This window comes from Synoicihabitans lomoniglobus (genome assembly GCF_029023725.1).
In the GTDB taxonomy this organism is placed as follows: domain Bacteria; phylum Verrucomicrobiota; class Verrucomicrobiia; order Opitutales; family Opitutaceae; genus Actomonas; species Actomonas lomonigloba.
Genome location: NZ_CP119075.1, coordinates 2,166,829 through 2,182,675, shown reverse-complemented (window position 1 = coordinate 2,182,675; position 15,847 = coordinate 2,166,829). Strand labels below are relative to the sequence as shown.

The following is a 15,847-nucleotide window of genomic DNA, read 5'->3' as shown; positions in this document are numbered from 1 at the left end:
CGTTGAGATGTTGCGCTTTAAATCGAGGCACTAAAAGGCCGCCGCCCCGGAGGGCGGCGGCGAAGACTTGGCGAGACGGCGAAGCGGTCGGGTTCGACTACATCGCGTCGATGATGGCGTTGAACGTGGCGCTCGGGCGCATGGCGGCGGAGGCTTTGGCGTCGTCGGGCATGTAGTAGGCCCCGATGTCGGCCGGGTTGCCCTGGACGGCGAGGAGCTCTTCGACGATTTTGGCTTCGTTGGCCGCGAGACTCTCCGCGATCGGAGTGAAGCGCGCCTTGAGTTCGGCATCGGCGTCCTGCGCGGCCAGTTCCTGCGCCCAGTAGAGGGTCAGATAAAAATGGCTGCCCCGGTTGTCGATGCCACCCACACGGCGCGTCGGAGACTTGTCGTTGACGAGGAATTTGCTGGTGGCCGCATCGAGGGTATCGGCGAGGATCTGGGCCTTGGGTTGGTTGAAGGTCGTGGCGACGTGTTCGAGTGAGACCGCGAGCGCGAGGAACTCACCGAGGGAATCCCAGCGTAGGTAGTTTTCGGCTACAAACTGTTGCACGTGCTTGGGTGCGGAACCGCCGGCGCCGGTTTCGAAGAGACCGCCGCCGTTCATGAGGGGCACGATGGAGAGCATCTTGGCGCTGGTGCCGACCTCGAGGATCGGGAACAGGTCGGTGAGGTAGTCGCGCAGCACGTTGCCCGTGACGGAGATCGTGTCCTTGCCATCCTTGATGCGCACGAGGCTGTAGGTGCAGGCTTCGGCGGGAGGCAGGATGTGGATTTCGAGACCCTCGGTATCGTGCTCGGTAAGGTATTGGCGCACCTTGGCGATGAGTTGGGCGTCGTGGGCGCGGGCTTCGTCGAGCCAGAAGACGGCGGGATCACCGGTGGCACGGGCGCGGTTGACGGCCAGTTTTACCCAATCGCGGATTGGGGCGTCCTTGGTTTGGCAGGCGCGCCAGATGTCGCCGGCGGAAACGGTGTGATCGATGAGCACGTTGCCGGCGGCGTCGACGACGCGGATGGTGCCGGAGGCAGGAGCTTCAAAGGTCTTGTCATGGGAGCCGTATTCCTCGGCCTTTTGGGCCATGAGACCGACGTTGGGCACAGAGCCCATGGTCACGGGATCGAGGGCACCGTTGGCGCGGCAGAAGTCGATGGCGGCTTGGTAGACCCCGGCGTAAGAGCTGTCGGGAATGACGGCGAGGGCGTCCTGGGTGTTGCCCTTGGCGTCCCACATCTTGCCACCGGCGCGAATCATGGCGGGCATGGAGGCGTCGATGATGATGTCGGACGGAACGTGAAGACCGGTGATGCCTTTGTCGGAGTTGACCATGGCGAGGTCGGGACCGTCGGCGTAGGCGGCGTCGAGGTCGGATTCGATCTCGGCTCGCTGGTCGTCGGGCAGGGTTTTGATTTTGGCGACGAGGTCGCCGAGGCCGTTGTTGAAGTCGACGCCGAGTTCTTCGATGACGGCGGCGTGTTTGGCGATGAGGGGGCCGAAGAAGGTTTTAACGCAGTGGCCGAAGATGATCGGGTCTGACACCTTCATCATGGTCGCCTTCATGTGGAGCGAGAAGAGGATGCCTTCGTCCTTGGCGCGCTGGATCTGGTCCTGGAGGAAGGACACGAGGGCGTCCTTGCGCATGACGGTGCCGTCGAGGATCTCGCCCTCGAGGAGCTTGAGGCCGGACTTGAGGATGGAACGATTGCCGTCATCGGCGATGAATTCGATGTCGACGGTGGTCTCGCCGGGCAGGCAGCAGGAACGCTCGTTGGCGGCAAAGTCGTTGGCGCCCATGGTGGCGGTGTTGGTCTTGGATTCGGGGGACCATGCGCCCATGGAGTGCGGGTTGGCACGGGCGTAGTCCTTGACGGCTTTGGGAGCGCGGCGGTCGGAGTTGCCCTCGCGGAGCACGGGGTTGACGGCGGAACCCTTGACCTTGTCGTAGGCAGCTTTGGCGGCTTTTTCGGAGTCGGTGGCGGCAACTTCCGGATAGTCCGGGATGGCGTAACCGAGGGCTTGGAGCTCGGCGATGGCGGCTTTCAGCTGCGGGATCGAGGCGCTGATGTTGGGCAACTTGATGATGTTGGCCTCGGGCGTTTTGGCGAGGGCGCCGAGTTCGGCGAGGGCATCGTCGACGCGTTGTTCGGGCAGCAGGGCATCGGGGAAATGAGCGAGAATGCGGCCGGCGAGCGAGATGTCGCGGGTCTCCACGTCAATGCCGGCGGGCTTCGTAAACGCCTGCACCACGGGCAGGAACGAATAGGTGGCGAGCGCGGGAGCTTCGTCGGTCTTGGTGTAGATGATCTTGGGTGACGCAGACATGATGATACAGTGAAGTTAAAGTTGCAGCGTGACAGCGAAAAGCAGGCGTCGCGCTCGGTCGAGTGGAATTCGGATGACGGACTGGGTAGTAGCGAGGGAATCGAAGCCCATCAGACTGCGGGTTTTAACCACAGATGGACGCAGATTCACGCAGATACGGAATCTGAAACCATATGGGAGCAGGGAGATTCGCTACTCAATCAGCGTTACCTTGTCGTCTGATCCGTGTTCATCTGTGTCCATCTGTGGTTAAAACCAATCCTGCCTCTCCGGATTCAATTAAACAGAGGTGCAATGAAGGCGCGGCCATTCGCAGGCATCGGCTGATTCAATTAATAGACTGGGGTTGTGGGGTTTTGGGTGTTCAAGGAGACCGGGGGTGAGTCATAACAAGCGTCCCCTTATATTTTCCCCATGAGCATTTACATTGGTATTGATTCCGGAACCCAATCCACGAAGGCCGTCGCCCTCGATCTCGACACGGGCAAAGTCGTCGCCGAAGCGCGTGCGCCGCACCGTTTGATCACGGGATTGCCGGTGGGGCACATGGAACAGCATCCGCAGGAGTGGGTCGCCGCCCTCGACACCACGATCGGCGCGGTGGCATCGCAGATCGATCGCACCCGGGTCAAGGGCATCGGTATCTCGGGTCAGCAACACGGCTTTGTGCCGTTGGACGCCGACGGCGAAGTCATTCGTCCGGCCAAGTTGTGGTGCGATACCTCGACCACCGAGGAATGCGAAATTCTGACCAAGGCGCTCGGCGGCACCAAGGCCGCGATTCGCAAAGCCGGTCTCGCATTTTTGCCGGGATTCACGGCGCCGAAAATTCTCTGGCTCAAGCGCCACGAGCCGAAGAACTATGCCAAGCTGCGTCACGTGCTGCTGCCGCACGACTACCTGAACTTTTACCTGACCGGCGAATACTTCATGGAGTATGGCGACGCTTCGGGCACGGCGTTGATGAATGTGCGCAAGCGCACGTGGTCCAAGCCGGTGATCAACGCGATTGATCCGAAACTCGCTGACTATCTGCCGCCGTTGCACGACTCCGACGCCATCGTTGGCACCTTGTTGCCAGACATCGCGGCCAAATATGGTTTTGCCGACGATGTCATCGTCTCCGCCGGCGGTGGCGACAACATGATGGGCGCGATTGGCACGGGCAACGTGAAGCCGGGCGTCGTCACCGCGAGCTTTGGCACGAGCGGCACGATCTACGCGCACGCCGAGGAGCCGGTGGTTGATCCGCAGGGCGAGATTGCGGCTTTTTGTGGATCCACCGGAGGCTGGATGCCTCTGTTGTGCACGATGAATGTGACGACCGTCACCGAGCAGGTGCGGGCACTCTTTCACTACGATCACGATGCGTTGGCCGATGCCGTGGCGGCAGCTCCGGCCGGTGCGGGCGGGTTGGTCATGTTGCCATATTTGGAAGGCGAACGGACGCCAAACGTCCCGGCGGGCTCGGGCGTTTTCATTGGGATGAATCAGCATACAATGAAGCCGGGCCACATCGCCCGGGCGTCGATGGAAGGCGTGACAATGGGCATGAATTATGGTCTGCGTCGTCTGGCGGATCTCGGCGTGAAGCCGCGCGAAATTCGCGTGACCGGTGGCGGAGCGAAGTCCGCGGTCTGGCGTCAAATCATGGCCGATGTCTTTGGCGTGCCCGTGGTGGCAATGGTCGAAGACGAAGGCGCGGCCCTCGGTGGTGCGATTCAAGCTGCCTGGGCCATGGCGCGTCAGAAACGTCCGAACGCCAGCATCGCAACCTTGACCGAAAAGCTTGTGGCCAAGGATGAATCAACGCGCGTGAAGCCTGACAAGAAGCGCGCCGCACGGTATCGAAAATTACAGGACGTGCAGGATCGCGTGAGCGCGGCGTTGCGCGACGTGTTTCCGATTCAACGCGAATTGGCCAACGACTGAGCGCGAGCGAGCCGGTGGAACTAGCGCGAGCAAGCTCGCGGCCCAAGGGGCGGCGGAAGTTTGTCACCTAATAGGTGACAAGTAGGTCGGAGGATTTGGCTACCGGGCTATGCCGTATGGGGGGGGCGGGCCGGTGGATTGAGCGCGAGCCGGTGGTGGGGGAGCGCGAGCGAGCTCGCGGCCTACGTGTTTGGTGGCGGTGGCGCGCTCGGCTAGCGTGCCCTACCTGTTATGCTTGGCGGAGGTGGCGGCGGCGCAGCAGGTGGGTCGCGAGGTCGGCGGCCATTAACAGGGCGCCGTAGCTGGAGAGGATCGGTCAACCCTCCCCGGCTTATATCGCGGAGTGATTGACGGTCGTTGGGGGTGAGTGCGAGCGAGCACGCGGCCCAGGGCGGGGCGGAAGTTTGTCACCTAATAGGTGACAAGTGGGTCGGCGGATTGGCTACCGGGCTGTGCCGTATGGGGGAGCGGCGTGCAGAGTCTCCGGACGGTCGTGGTGGGGGAGCGCGAGCGAGCTCGCGGCCTACGGGGTGGCGTGATGCTGGCGCGCTCGGCGAGCACGCCCTACCTGTTGGTGGCGGCGGCGCAGCAGGTGGGAGGCGAGGGCGGCGGCCATTAAGAGGGCGCCGTAGCTGGAGGGCTCGGGGACGGTGATTTCGTTGGCTCCGTAGTCGTAGGTGAGCCAGATGGTGTCGGCGGGGGTGAAGCCGTTGAAGGTGATTTGCGCGGTGGTGCTGTTGCGTTCGTCGAGGGTGGCGCCGCTGAAGTTGGCGGCGGTCCACAGGTCGTTGAAGGATTCCCAGCCGGTGGCGCTGACGGCGACGCCGGGATCGATGATGAGGCTACCGATGTTGAAGGTGGCGGTGTCGACGCCGGAGAAGTCGATGACGGTGTCGCCGGTGATGTGGAGGGTGCCGAGGTCGAAGGTGGTGCCGTTGCCGGTGAGGTTGAGCACGGTGTTGGCGGCCAGTTCGAGGGTGCCGCCAAAGACGAAGTCGGCGGCGATTTCGAGGGTGCTGCTGGCGTTGAGCATCATGGTGCCGGTGCTGAGCGAGCCGTCGGCGCCGGGGCCGATGAGGCCGCCGTTGAGGGTCATGATGCCGTCGATGTCGAGGTCGCCGGTGAAGGCGCCGGCGTTGCCGATCTTATCGATGCCGAGCACGCCGCCGGCGGCGATGGTGAGGGTGCCGGAGCCGTTGAGGTCGTCGATGGTTTCGGTGTAGGTGCCCACGGCGAAGGTGCCCGATGCGCCGAGGTTCACGTCCATGGCGTCGGCGAGGATGTTGGTATTGCCGAGGGCGAAGGTGCCGGCGTTGACGTTGGCGGTGGCGTAGGTGTTGGTGCCGGTGACGGTGAGCAGGCCGGCGCCGTTCTTTTCGAGGGTATTGAAAGTGTTGTTACCGTTGAAGGTGGTGGTGCCGAGGGAATCGACGGTGAGGGTTTTGCCGGAGCCGGTGATGTTGCCGTTGACGATGAGGGTGGCACCGAGGTCGGTCTGGATCTCGGCGTGGGCTTCGAGGGCGACGGCGCCGCCGACGGTGTTGGTGCCGGTGGTGGCGCGCAGGGCGCCGGTGCCGTCGGCGTTGTGGCCGGTGCCGGAGAGTTTGAGGGGTTCGGCGCCGATGTTGACGGCGGCGAGTTGGAGCTGGGCGCCGCTGTCGACGCGGGTGTAGCTGGAGCCGACGGAGCCGAGGCCGGAGTTGTTGTCGACGATGACGATGCCGTCGGAGATTTCGGTGTTGCCGACGTAGGTGTTGCCGCCGGAGAGGATGAGGGTGCCGTCGCCGGTCTTGTCGAAGCCGGCGTTGGAGAGGGTGGCGTTGAGGTCGAGGGTGGCGCCGGAGTCGACGATGAGAGAGGCGGCGCTTTGGTTGTTGAGGCCGAGGAGGCCGTTGATGGTGGCGTCGGCGGTGGCGTGGAGGGTGCCGCCGATGTCGAGGCGGTTGGCGTCGCCGATGTTCTTTTTGGCGTCGATGGTGCCGCCGTTCATGGTGACGTGGTTGACGACTTCCTTGTGGCCTTGGAGGTCCCAGTAACCGTCGGAGTTGATGGTGATGTTGGAGGTGTTGGAGATGATCTCGTTGGAGTTGTCGGTGCCGGATTCGTAGAGGCCTTGCTGGAGGATGGCGGTGCCGACGCTGCCGAGGCCGTCACCGATGGTGATGTCGCCGCGCATGCCGCTGTTTTCGGTGGCGTAGGTGTTGAGGATGGTGGTGCCGTCGTTGAGGAAGAAGTCGGTGTCGGGCGAGAGGATGGCGGGGTAGGCTTCGCCGTGATTGAGGGTGAGGGTGCCGGAGCCGGTTTTGTAAATGTCGCCGGTGCCGGTGAAGTCGGATTCGACGGTGATGTCGCCGCCGTTGGTATTGAGGGTGAGATCGAAGCCGGAAAGGTTGAGCTCGGGGTCGTTGCCCTGGGTGCCGAGTTGGAGGGTGCCGGAGGTCGCGCCGATGGTGGCGTTGGCGGCGAGCGACATGGGTGTATCCACAATGTTGGTGCCGCCGGTGCTCAGGAGGGCGCCGTCGGTGGTGACGCCGACGCCGGCGAGGGAGATGTTGGTCTCGGTGTCGATGTCGACGCCGCCGTTGACCTCGAGGGTGCCGCCGGATTGCACGGTGGTGGAGCCGCCGCCGGAACCGAGGGCGTCGTCATTGGTGGCGACGAGCACGGAGCCGGAGCCAATGGTGATGTCGCCGGAGAAGGTGTTGGCGGCGGAGAGGGTGAGTGTGCCGGACGTGGTGGTGACGGTGCCCGCGCCGGAGATGACGCCGCCGTAGCTGTTGGTGCCGGAGGTATTGTCGAGATTGCCGGTGCCGGTGAGGGTGAGCGCCTCGGCGCCGACGGCGATGTTGTTGGTGAGTTGAAGCTCGGCGCCGGTAGCCACGGTAGTGCCACCGGCGGTCGTGCCCAGGGCGTTGGCGTGTGCGGCGATGAGCGTTGAACCGGAGTCGACGGTCGTGCTGCCGGTGTAGGTGTTGGCGCTGGAAAGGGTGAGCGAGCCGGTGCCGGTTTGAGTCACCGTGCCCGAGCCGGCAATAATCGAGGTCGGGTTGGTTGCGTCGGAGCGGTCGAAGATGAGAGCGGAGTTATTCGTGATGTTGCCGGTCAAGGAACCGGTGGTGCCGCCGTTACCGATTTGCAGCGTGCCGCTCGCGACGGTGGTGCCGCCGCTGTGCGTATTGGCGCCGTCGAGAATCAAGGTGCCGGAACCGGATTGGCTGAGCGAGCCGGTGCCGGAAATTTCTCCGTTGTAGGTGACACTGTCGGAGCGATTGAAGACGAGGGCGGCGTCGTTGGTGATGTTGCCCGTGACCGAGCCCGTGGTGCCGCCATTGCCGAGCTGAAGCGTGCCGGTGCTGACCGTGGTGTCACCGCTGTGCGTGTTGGTGCCGGTAAGAATCAACGTGCCCGAACCCGCCTGCGTGAGTGAACCCGAGCCGGAGACCACGCCACTGTAAGTGACCGAATCGGAACGATTGAAGGCGAGGGCCGCATTGTTGGTGATGTTACCGGTGACAGAACCTGTGGTGCCGCCGTTGCCGATCTGAAGCGTGCCGGTGTTGATGGTGGTGCCGCCGGAGTAAGTGTTGGTGCCTGACAAAACGAGGGTGCCGGTCCCGGCTTTTTGGAGGGCCCCGGAACTTTCCACGATACCGGCCCATTCGGCGGTATTGGCATCCGTGACATCGACGGTGGACGTGCCAGCGAGTTTCAGGCGGCGGTTCGCGTGAGCGGAGAAACTGCCGTCCATTTCGAGGGTGGTGCCGTCGGCCAGCGAAACGTTGTTGTTGGTGCTGCCGAGGTTGGCGTCGGCGCTGATGGCGACCGTGCCGCCGAGCACCTTGACACCGGCGTCCCAAGTGCCGCCGTTGCCCTCAAACGTGCTGGTGCCGGAAAGCACGAGCGTGCCGTCGCCGGCTTTGTTGAGGCGTTTGTTGCTGCCGGATATATTGGCGCTGATGGCAAGATCCTCAGCCGCCGCTCCGTCTGCGACGGTCACGGTGCTATCATAGCTATTCAGAGCCAGGTTACCAGCGACGGTGGAGGAGGCGGCCGACGCATTGCTGGTGATCGTGTCCAAGGTGAGGGTGCCGGCCCCCGAATCGACCGCTGATCCATTGAGGATGAGGTCACCGATGCGTTCGTCGTTGCCATCAAGATCGAAGCTGCCGGTGGAGCTCAAATTGATCGTGGTGCCGTCGGCGATTTGATTGGACTGAGCCAGCTGCAGGGTGGCGGCGTCGATGTCGTTGCCCACCACGACGGTGCCGGAAAGGGCATTGATGCCGGGGGTTTTGTTGAGGACGAGCGTGCCGGAATTGAAGTTGGTCGTCGCGATACTGTTGCTGCCGGAACCGGACAACGTCGTGGTGCCGCTGCCATCGAGGTTCATAGTGCCTGCGGTCAAATTGCCACCGAAAGTATTGGCGCCGGCATTGGCAATGTTGAGCGTGCCGGTGGAAAGATTGACGGTGCCGGTGAAGGACGTGTCATCGGCTCCGGCGGCCAGATCCAAACCAGCCGAGCTGGCGACGGTGCCCGAAAAGTTATTGGTGCCGGCGTTGATCGTGATACCGCCATTGGCCGTGACGGCAGCGAAATTATTGGTGGCGGAATTGTTGATGCTGAGGGTGCCACTGGAAAGGTTGGTGGTGCCGGTCACGTTGGTGGCGCCGGCGCTCGCACCGATATCCATGCCGCCAGATGCCGTGATGGTATTACCAAACGAGTTCGTGCCACCGTTGATATCGACGCCGCCGTTGGCGGTGACGGCACCCGTGAAGGAGTTGGTCGCGCTGTTGTTGATCGCGAGGGTGCCGCCGCTGAGCGCGGTGTAGCCGGTTACGGAGGTCGCGCCGGCGGCGGCCCCGATGTCCATGCCGCCCGACGCAGTCACGTTGGCGGCAAAATTATTGATGCCGCCGTTCAAATCGATGCCGCCGTTGGCCGTGAGATTGCCGGTGAATGTATTGGTCGCCGCGTTGTTGATCGTCAGCGAACCCGCGCCGAGGTTGGTGGTGCTGCCGACGGTAACGGCCCCGGCACTGGCCCCGACATCCATGTTGCCGGTGGAAGTTACGGTGCTGGAAAAGACGGTCGTCCCGGCATTGATGTCGATGCCGCCGTCGGCGGTGAGCGCCCCGGTGACGGTATTGGTGCCGGTGGAATCGATGGTGAGAACCTTGCCGGAGTTGAGGCTCATGGCACCGTTGAAAGATCGATCGCCAGCGCCGCCCAAGTTCATGTCGCCGCCGCTCCAATAGCTGCCGGTCACGGTGATGTCGCCGTCGCCCAGCAAGTCGGACGTGTATCCACTTCCGTTGGACAACGTGGAGAGGGTGAGACTGTCGGCGTCGCTACGGATGGTGGCGTCGCCGGTGAAAGAGAGCGTGGCGGAGAGGGTGTTGGAACCCGAGACGTTTTGGATCGCGCCCTGATTATTGTAGCCGGTGCCGGAGATGTTAAAACTGCCCTCGGTCATGCTGATGCCGCCACTAAGCGCGAGCGTGCCTCCGTTGATGACATTGCTCCAGGTTGAAGATCCGAGGGCCGAAGCGTTGGTGGCCAGAATCGTGCCATTGCTGATGGTGGTGATACCCGAATACGTGTTCGCGCCGGACATCGTTACCGTGCCGGTGCCGGTTTTGGTGAGCGTGCCGAATCCGCCAAGTTGGCCGGACACCGTGCCACTGTTCGTAAAAACGTAGGAGGAGCCGGAGAGCGTGCCCGAGGTGCTGGTGATGGTGCCGGAGGAAAGCGTCACCGCTCCCACGGTATCGGAATAGGTGGCGAGATCGAGCGTGCCCCCGTTGACGGTGACCGCACCGGACGCGATGGTGTTGTTGGCACCGTAGCGCAGGGTGCCGGCACTCACCGTCGTGGTGCCCGAGTAGGTGTTGGCACCGGAGAGCACGAGCAAGGCGTCACCGGTTTTGGTGAGGCCGCGCGTTCCGCTGCTGTCACGGATACTTGCTGAAATGCTCAAGGTGCTCGATTCAGCCACGTGAAAGATTCCATCGGACTGGAGCAGAATCCGGTTGTTGGTGAACGAGTGCGAACCGCCTCCGAGGCTCGTGATTTCGCCATCGCGCAGATTGAGGGTTCGGTTCCCGTTACCATTGACGATGGCGATGGTGTCGCCCGTATCGAACGTCACGCTGGCCGCACTGCGCGTGCCTCGCAGCTGGATGGTCGAGTCGAGGGTGGCTTGATACGTGTTGTCGAAGACCACGTCGTCATTGATCCCGGGCACCGTATCCGTATTCCAACTGCTGGACGTGTTCCAGCGGTTGTTCCCCCCACTGTCCCAATAGATCTGAGCCGACGCCGAAGTGGCAAAAAATAGCAGTGCCAGACCACTCAAAACCGTCCGCGAAAGGACGAGTGGCCGCAGGGTAGCGATCAGGAAGTTAGCGTAACTTGCCTGCATTAAGTCGATTGATAGGTTCGAGAGCCCATATGACAAGGGTTAGATTCCCTAATAAACGGGGTGTCAGGACCCGAGTAAGTGGGGAAAATGCGGCTGAAAACACGTAGTGAAGCACGATGAGTTTTGGGGGCGGACTCTTGGTGCGTGCGAAGCAGGGGGGTAAAAAGGGTCATGCGGGGGATATTTCAGTCCTGAATTTCAAAACATGGCTTGGCGCTGGCCGATGATTCTGCGAGCCGTTGCCCATGGCCGAAACAGGCACAGTTTTTCTCGTGGGCGCAGGTCCGGGCGATTTGGGTTTGATAACGTTCCGCGCGCGCGAATTGATCGCGGCGGCGGATGTCCTGGTCTATGACTACTTGGTGCACCCCGATTTGGTGGACTGGTGTCAGCCGGGCTGCGAAATCGTCTATGTGGGTAAAAAGGCCGGATTTCACGCCGTGCCGCAGAGCGAGATCGAGGCGCTTTTGGTTGATCGCGCTAAGGCGGGCAAGCAGGTCGTGCGGCTCAAAGGCGGCGACCCCTACGTCTTCGGGCGCGGTGGCGAAGAAGCCCGCACGTTGGCCGCAGATGGGATTCGCTTTGAAGTGGTGCCGGGCGTCACGGCGTCGTTGGCGGCCGGCGCTTACGCGGGGATCCCGCTCACGCAGCGCAATACCAGCTCGTCGCTTGTCTTGGTCACGGGTCACGAAGATCCCAACAAGCACGAGTTGCAGGTGGATTGGGCCAAACTGGGCGGACTGCGCAATACGACGCTGGCCATCTATATGGGCATGAGTCGTTTGCCCGATATTATGACCGGCCTGCAAGACGGCGGACTCGACCCGGCGACGCCTGTGGCCGTGGTGCAATGGGCATCGCTCGGACGGCAGCGCAGTTTGACGGGAACCGTCGCCACCGTGGCGGATGCCGTGACGGAAGCCGGATTGAAAGCCCCGGCGATCATCATCGTGGGCGAAGTCGTTCGCCACCAGGAAACGGTGGATTGGTTCGAGCAGTTGTCGCTGTTCGGACGGCGCGTGGCCATCACTCGGACCCGCGAGGGCAACAGCGGTTTACGAGCGAAACTCGAACATTTGGGGGCCGAAGTCATCGAGTTGCCCTTGATCAATGTCGTGCCCGACGTCGACCCGACGCTTCTCGTCGAAATATTCTCGGAACTCGGCACCTACGATTGGATCGTCTTCACCAGCGCCCACGGCGTGAAAGTCTTTTTTGAGCAAGTGATGCGGGCCTATGCCGACATTCGTGCGCTCGGCCTGCTGCGTTTCGCTTGTGTCGGAGACGCCACCGCCCGCGAAATCGAAAAATATCACCTCAAGGTCGAGTGCCGACCCGAGGCGGCGACGGCGGAGGCGTTGGCCGATGCGTTGATTGCCACCGACAGCTTGGACAGCGCCAAGGTCGTGGTGGTCACGGGCAACCTGAATAGGGACACGTTGGTCGCAAAGCTGGAGCAGGAAGGCCGGGCCATCGTCGATCTACTGCCGCTTTATCGCACTGAGAAACTGGATCTCAGCGAACATCCCGCCGCCCATGATTTTCGAGACAAAGGCGCGGATGCCGTCTTGTTTGCCAGTTCCTCGGCCGCCGAAGCGTATGCGGCTCAGGGAGATTCGCTCAAACTCGGTCCGACGGCCACCGTTCCGCAGTGCGGATCGATGGGACCGCAAACCTCGGCTTCGTTGCGTGAGCTGGGACTTGCGGTCGACTTCGAAGCCGCGGCACCGGGCTTGGACGAACTGGTCACGGCGCTTGTAACCCACTTGAACGACTAGCGTTGCACCCTGGGCCGTGGCAGGTGGCGCTTGCGGCGACGCGACCCCACCGGCACCCTCCGATTTCCTCTGCATGAAGGTTCCGTTTTTAGATCTCTCCCGCCCACACCGCGAGTTGCGCAGCGAAATTCTCGCGGCATTTGCCGAAACTTACGACGCCGGACGGTTCTGTCTCGGGGCGGATGTCACCGCCTTTGAAGCCGAATTTGCGGCGGCATCGGGCGCGACCAGTGCCGTCGGGGTGGCCAACGGCACGGCCGCGTTGCACGCCGTGGCCCGCGCCCTGAATCTCGGTCCGGGCGACGACGTGATCGTGCCGGCCTTTACATTTATTGCGAGTGCCTGGACGGCGAGTTACGTCGGAGCGAAACCCGTTTTTTGTGATGTCGATCCGGTCACATTCAACGCCACGGCGGAAACCATCGCCGCCGCGATTACGCCACAGACCAAAGCGATCGTGGTGGTGCATCTGTTCGGTCAAGCGGCGGATATGGATCCGATTCTCGCGCTCGGTCGCGAGCGCGACCTGCCCGTGATCGAGGATTGCGCGCAAGCGCATCTGGCCACCTATCACGGTCGCCCGGTGGGCACGATGGGCGTGGCGGGAACGTTCAGTTTTTATCCAACTAAAAACCTGGGCGGCGTGGGCGAGGGCGGCGCCGTTATTTCGCAGGATGAGGGTTTGCTCGACCAGGTTCGTCTGCTGCGCGTGCACGGTTCCAATGTCCGCTACCAGCACGACGCCATTGGCTACAACTATCGCATGGAAGGCCTGCAGGCCGCCGCGCTGCGGGTGAAGTTGAAGCATCTTGAACGCTACACGGCCGGTCGACGGAAGATCGCGGCGCGGTATCGTGACGGTATCACATTGGCCGATACAATTCTGCCGCAGCCCGCACCGTGGGGAGATTCCGTCTATCACCAGTTCACGCTGTTGCATCCGCGACGCGAGGCATTGCGCGAACACCTGGCTGCGCACGACATCGGCACCGATTTGATCTATCCGCGCGCGCTCCACCAGCAACCGTGTTACGCGGATGTTGGACCGGCGGAAGGCGCGTTGCCCGTCGCCGAAAAGACGGCGCGGAACTGCCTGAGTCTGCCGATTTTCCCCGAGCTTACGGACGCGGAAATCGATCACGTGATCACTACGATCAACGCGTTTTAATATCGCAGGATGATTGACGGAATTCGACTCAAGTTTTGCGGACTGACCACGTTGGTGGATGCGGAGTTTGCGGACCGCCTCGGCGCGGACTATCTGGGGTTTATCTTGTATCCGAAATCACCGCGCTATTTGCCGTTGCGCCAGTATCGGGACATGGCGACGGCGTTGCCCGACGGGCGCAAACACGTGGCGGTCATGGTCGAACCCGATGAGGCGGAACTCGTGGCGGCCCGGGACGCGGGATTCGATCGTTTTCAGATCCATTTCCGGACGACGACGCCGGAGGCGCGCTTGCGGGTGTGGAGTGAAACCGTGGGAAAGGATGTTCTTTGGCTCGCACCCAAACTGCCGGCCGACGAAGCCGTTGCCGCGGCGGTGTTGGAGGCGGCAGGGACGGTGCTGCTCGATACCTTTCATCGTGACCGTTTCGGCGGTTCAGGTCAGACGGGGGATTGGGGCCGGTTCCGCGAGCTGCGCGCGTCACACCCCGATCATACTTGGATTCTGGCGGGAGGGCTCTCGCCGGAAAACGTGGTCTTGGCCCTCGCGGAAAGCGGGACAAATTTCGTCGACGTGAACAGTGGCGTCGAAACCGCGCCGGGCATGAAAGATCACGCCAAAATGCAGGCGCTGGTGTTGGCGATACATCGGGCCCGGACGGCGAATTAGCCGAACCGGGTGCGGTAACCCGCCAGGGAGGGAAAACGAAAACGGCTCCCCGCGAAGGAGGAGCCGTGCGCAATCAAAGCAGGGCCGAAGCTTATTCCGTCGGGGTGCCGGCAGCGGCGCGACGAGCATCGAGATCCGCTTCGATGCCGGCCATCTTTTGGTCGGTGAGCGGGTAGAACTTGAAGATCACGATCGACAAGATGCCGAGGGCGGCGGGGGCCAGACTCATGAGCAGGACCAAGCTGTGTTTCACATCGTCGCTCGGGATGGTGTTGGCTTCGAAACCAACGCCGGAGAGCATCATGAAGGCGATGTAGCCGGCGACGGCCCAACCCACTTTTTGGCCCATGGTGGACGCCGAGAACACCAGCGCGGTCGTGCGGCGACCATTCTTCCATTCGCCGTAGTCGGCGGTGTCGGCATACATGGCCCACAGCAGCACGGGCAACGGTGCGGAAGCGGCCGAACCGAGCAGATCGAGAATAAACAATGTTTCGATCTGGTCGGCGGGCACCACGTAGAACGAGGCGGTGGCAATGATCGCGAGCACGAAGAAGGTGATGTAGAGCGGACCTTTGCGGAAGTTCTTCGCGATCATCGCGGTCACGAGCACGCCGGCCATGGAGACCAGTTGGCCGCCGGTATTGAAGGCGGAAACCATGTTGTCGAAATTCAGCATGTTGCCGAAAAGGCTCAGCTTGTTCGCCACATCGGTATTTCCGTCGAAAACGTAATACTTGTAATAGTGCGTCGAGACGGAGCTCCGAACCGCGACGAACAGAATGAACGTCAGGGTGGTGGCGAGGAGCAGCACCCAGGCATTGTTGCCCAACAGCATCTTGATGTCCTTGCCGACGGTGGCCTCCGGGTCCGGCGTGGGTTTGATGCGTTCCTTGGTGCCGAAAACGGTGATGAGGAAGAACGCCACCGCGACGATGCCCACGATGATAAAGGCGGTTTGCCACCCCTGCTGCGGATTACCCTCGGCCCCGCCCAGCGCGCTGACCATGGGGAGAAGGGTGGCCGAAATGACGGTGCCGGCCGCGAAAGCGAAGATGAACTTGATCGAGGACAGCCGGGTCCGCTCGACGGAGTTGGTCGTCATGACACCCAACATCGCGGTGTAGGGAATGTTGACCAAGGTGTAGAGCAGCATGAGGCCGTTGTAGGTCACGAACGCCCAAATAATCTTACCGTTGTCGCCCAGATCCGGCGTGGTGAAGGTGAGCACCCCGAAGATGGCGAACGGCATGCAACCGAAGAGAATGAACGGGCGGAATTTGCCCCATTTGCTCTCCGTCCGGTCGGCCCACATACCGATGACGGGGTCACTGACACCGTCCAGCACGCGGCTGAAAAGCAGGAGATTGGCGAGCATGGCGGCCGTCAGTCCAAACACGTCGGTGTAGAAAAACGGCAGGTAGCGCATAAACGTCTGCCAAAAAAGGACGGAGGCGAAGTCGCCACAGCCGTAGGCAAGTTTTTCGCGCAGGGGAAGTTTGGTATCGATCATGGTTTCGGGGTTGGAAACGAGGGGCACGTTTGCGTCG

The 15,847-nt window shown here is 62.2% G+C and carries 7 protein-coding genes; 4 read left to right on the top strand and 3 right to left on the bottom strand.

What is annotated here, in order from left to right; translation table 11 throughout:
• Positions 1-97 precede the first annotated feature (97 nt).
• Positions 98-2,323, bottom strand: a complete 2,226-nt coding sequence (locus PXH66_RS08615) for an NADP-dependent isocitrate dehydrogenase (protein WP_330929664.1) — start codon at positions 2,321-2,323, stop codon at positions 98-100.
• Positions 2,324-2,737: 414 nt separating this feature from the next.
• Between PXH66_RS08615 and xylB the strand changes: the two genes are divergently transcribed.
• Positions 2,738-4,255 carry a xylulokinase gene (gene xylB / locus PXH66_RS08610; protein ID WP_330929663.1) on the top strand — a complete coding sequence of 506 codons (1,518 nt, stop codon included), beginning with the start codon at positions 2,738-2,740 and terminating at the stop codon, positions 4,253-4,255.
• A gap of 523 nt (positions 4,256-4,778) precedes the next feature.
• On the opposite strand, the gene PXH66_RS08605 is transcribed toward xylB, so the two are convergent.
• On the bottom strand, positions 4,779-10,682 hold the full coding sequence (locus PXH66_RS08605) for a beta strand repeat-containing protein (RefSeq protein WP_330932322.1): 5,904 nt from the start codon (positions 10,680-10,682) through the stop codon (positions 4,779-4,781).
• Positions 10,683-10,981: 299 nt separating this feature from the next.
• Here PXH66_RS08605 and cobA point away from each other — a divergent pair, with 299 nt between their 5' ends.
• The 3 genes from cobA (at position 10,982) to PXH66_RS08590 (ending at position 14,297) form a co-directional block, all read left to right on the top strand.
• Complete coding sequence (gene cobA, locus PXH66_RS08600; RefSeq protein WP_345784029.1) at positions 10,982-12,460, top strand: uroporphyrinogen-III C-methyltransferase; 1,479 nt, start codon at positions 10,982-10,984, stop codon at positions 12,458-12,460.
• Between the two features lie 73 nt (positions 12,461-12,533).
• On the top strand, positions 12,534-13,628 hold the full coding sequence (locus PXH66_RS08595; RefSeq protein ID WP_330929659.1) for a DegT/DnrJ/EryC1/StrS family aminotransferase: 1,095 nt from the start codon (positions 12,534-12,536) through the stop codon (positions 13,626-13,628).
• 9 nt (positions 13,629-13,637) lie between these two features.
• Positions 13,638-14,297: a phosphoribosylanthranilate isomerase gene (locus PXH66_RS08590; RefSeq protein ID WP_330929658.1), complete on the top strand. Its 660-nt coding sequence runs from the start codon at positions 13,638-13,640 to the stop codon at positions 14,295-14,297.
• Positions 14,298-14,388: 91 nt separating this feature from the next.
• Here the strand turns inward: PXH66_RS08590 and PXH66_RS08585 are convergent, their stop codons facing one another.
• The gene (locus PXH66_RS08585; RefSeq protein WP_330929657.1) at positions 14,389-15,810 is read right to left on the bottom strand and encodes an MFS transporter; all 1,422 of its coding nucleotides are present in this window, start codon (positions 15,808-15,810) and stop codon (positions 14,389-14,391) included.
• Positions 15,811-15,847: the final 37 nt, after the last annotated feature.

Bases quoted from the DNA above. Each gene is read 5' to 3' on its own strand.
- PXH66_RS08615 (WP_330929664.1), bottom strand. From the start codon at position 2,323: ATGTCTGCGTCACCCAAGATCATCTACACCAAGACCGACGAAGCTCCC.
- xylB (WP_330929663.1), top strand. From the start codon at position 2,738: ATGAGCATTTACATTGGTATTGATTCCGGAACCCAATCCACGAAGGCC.
- PXH66_RS08585 (WP_330929657.1), bottom strand. From the start codon at position 15,810: ATGATCGATACCAAACTTCCCCTGCGCGAAAAACTTGCCTACGGCTGT.
- PXH66_RS08590 (WP_330929658.1), top strand. From the start codon at position 13,638: ATGATTGACGGAATTCGACTCAAGTTTTGCGGACTGACCACGTTGGTG.
- PXH66_RS08595 (WP_330929659.1), top strand. From the start codon at position 12,534: ATGAAGGTTCCGTTTTTAGATCTCTCCCGCCCACACCGCGAGTTGCGC.
- PXH66_RS08605 (WP_330932322.1), bottom strand. From the start codon at position 10,682: ATGCAGGCAAGTTACGCTAACTTCCTGATCGCTACCCTGCGGCCACTC.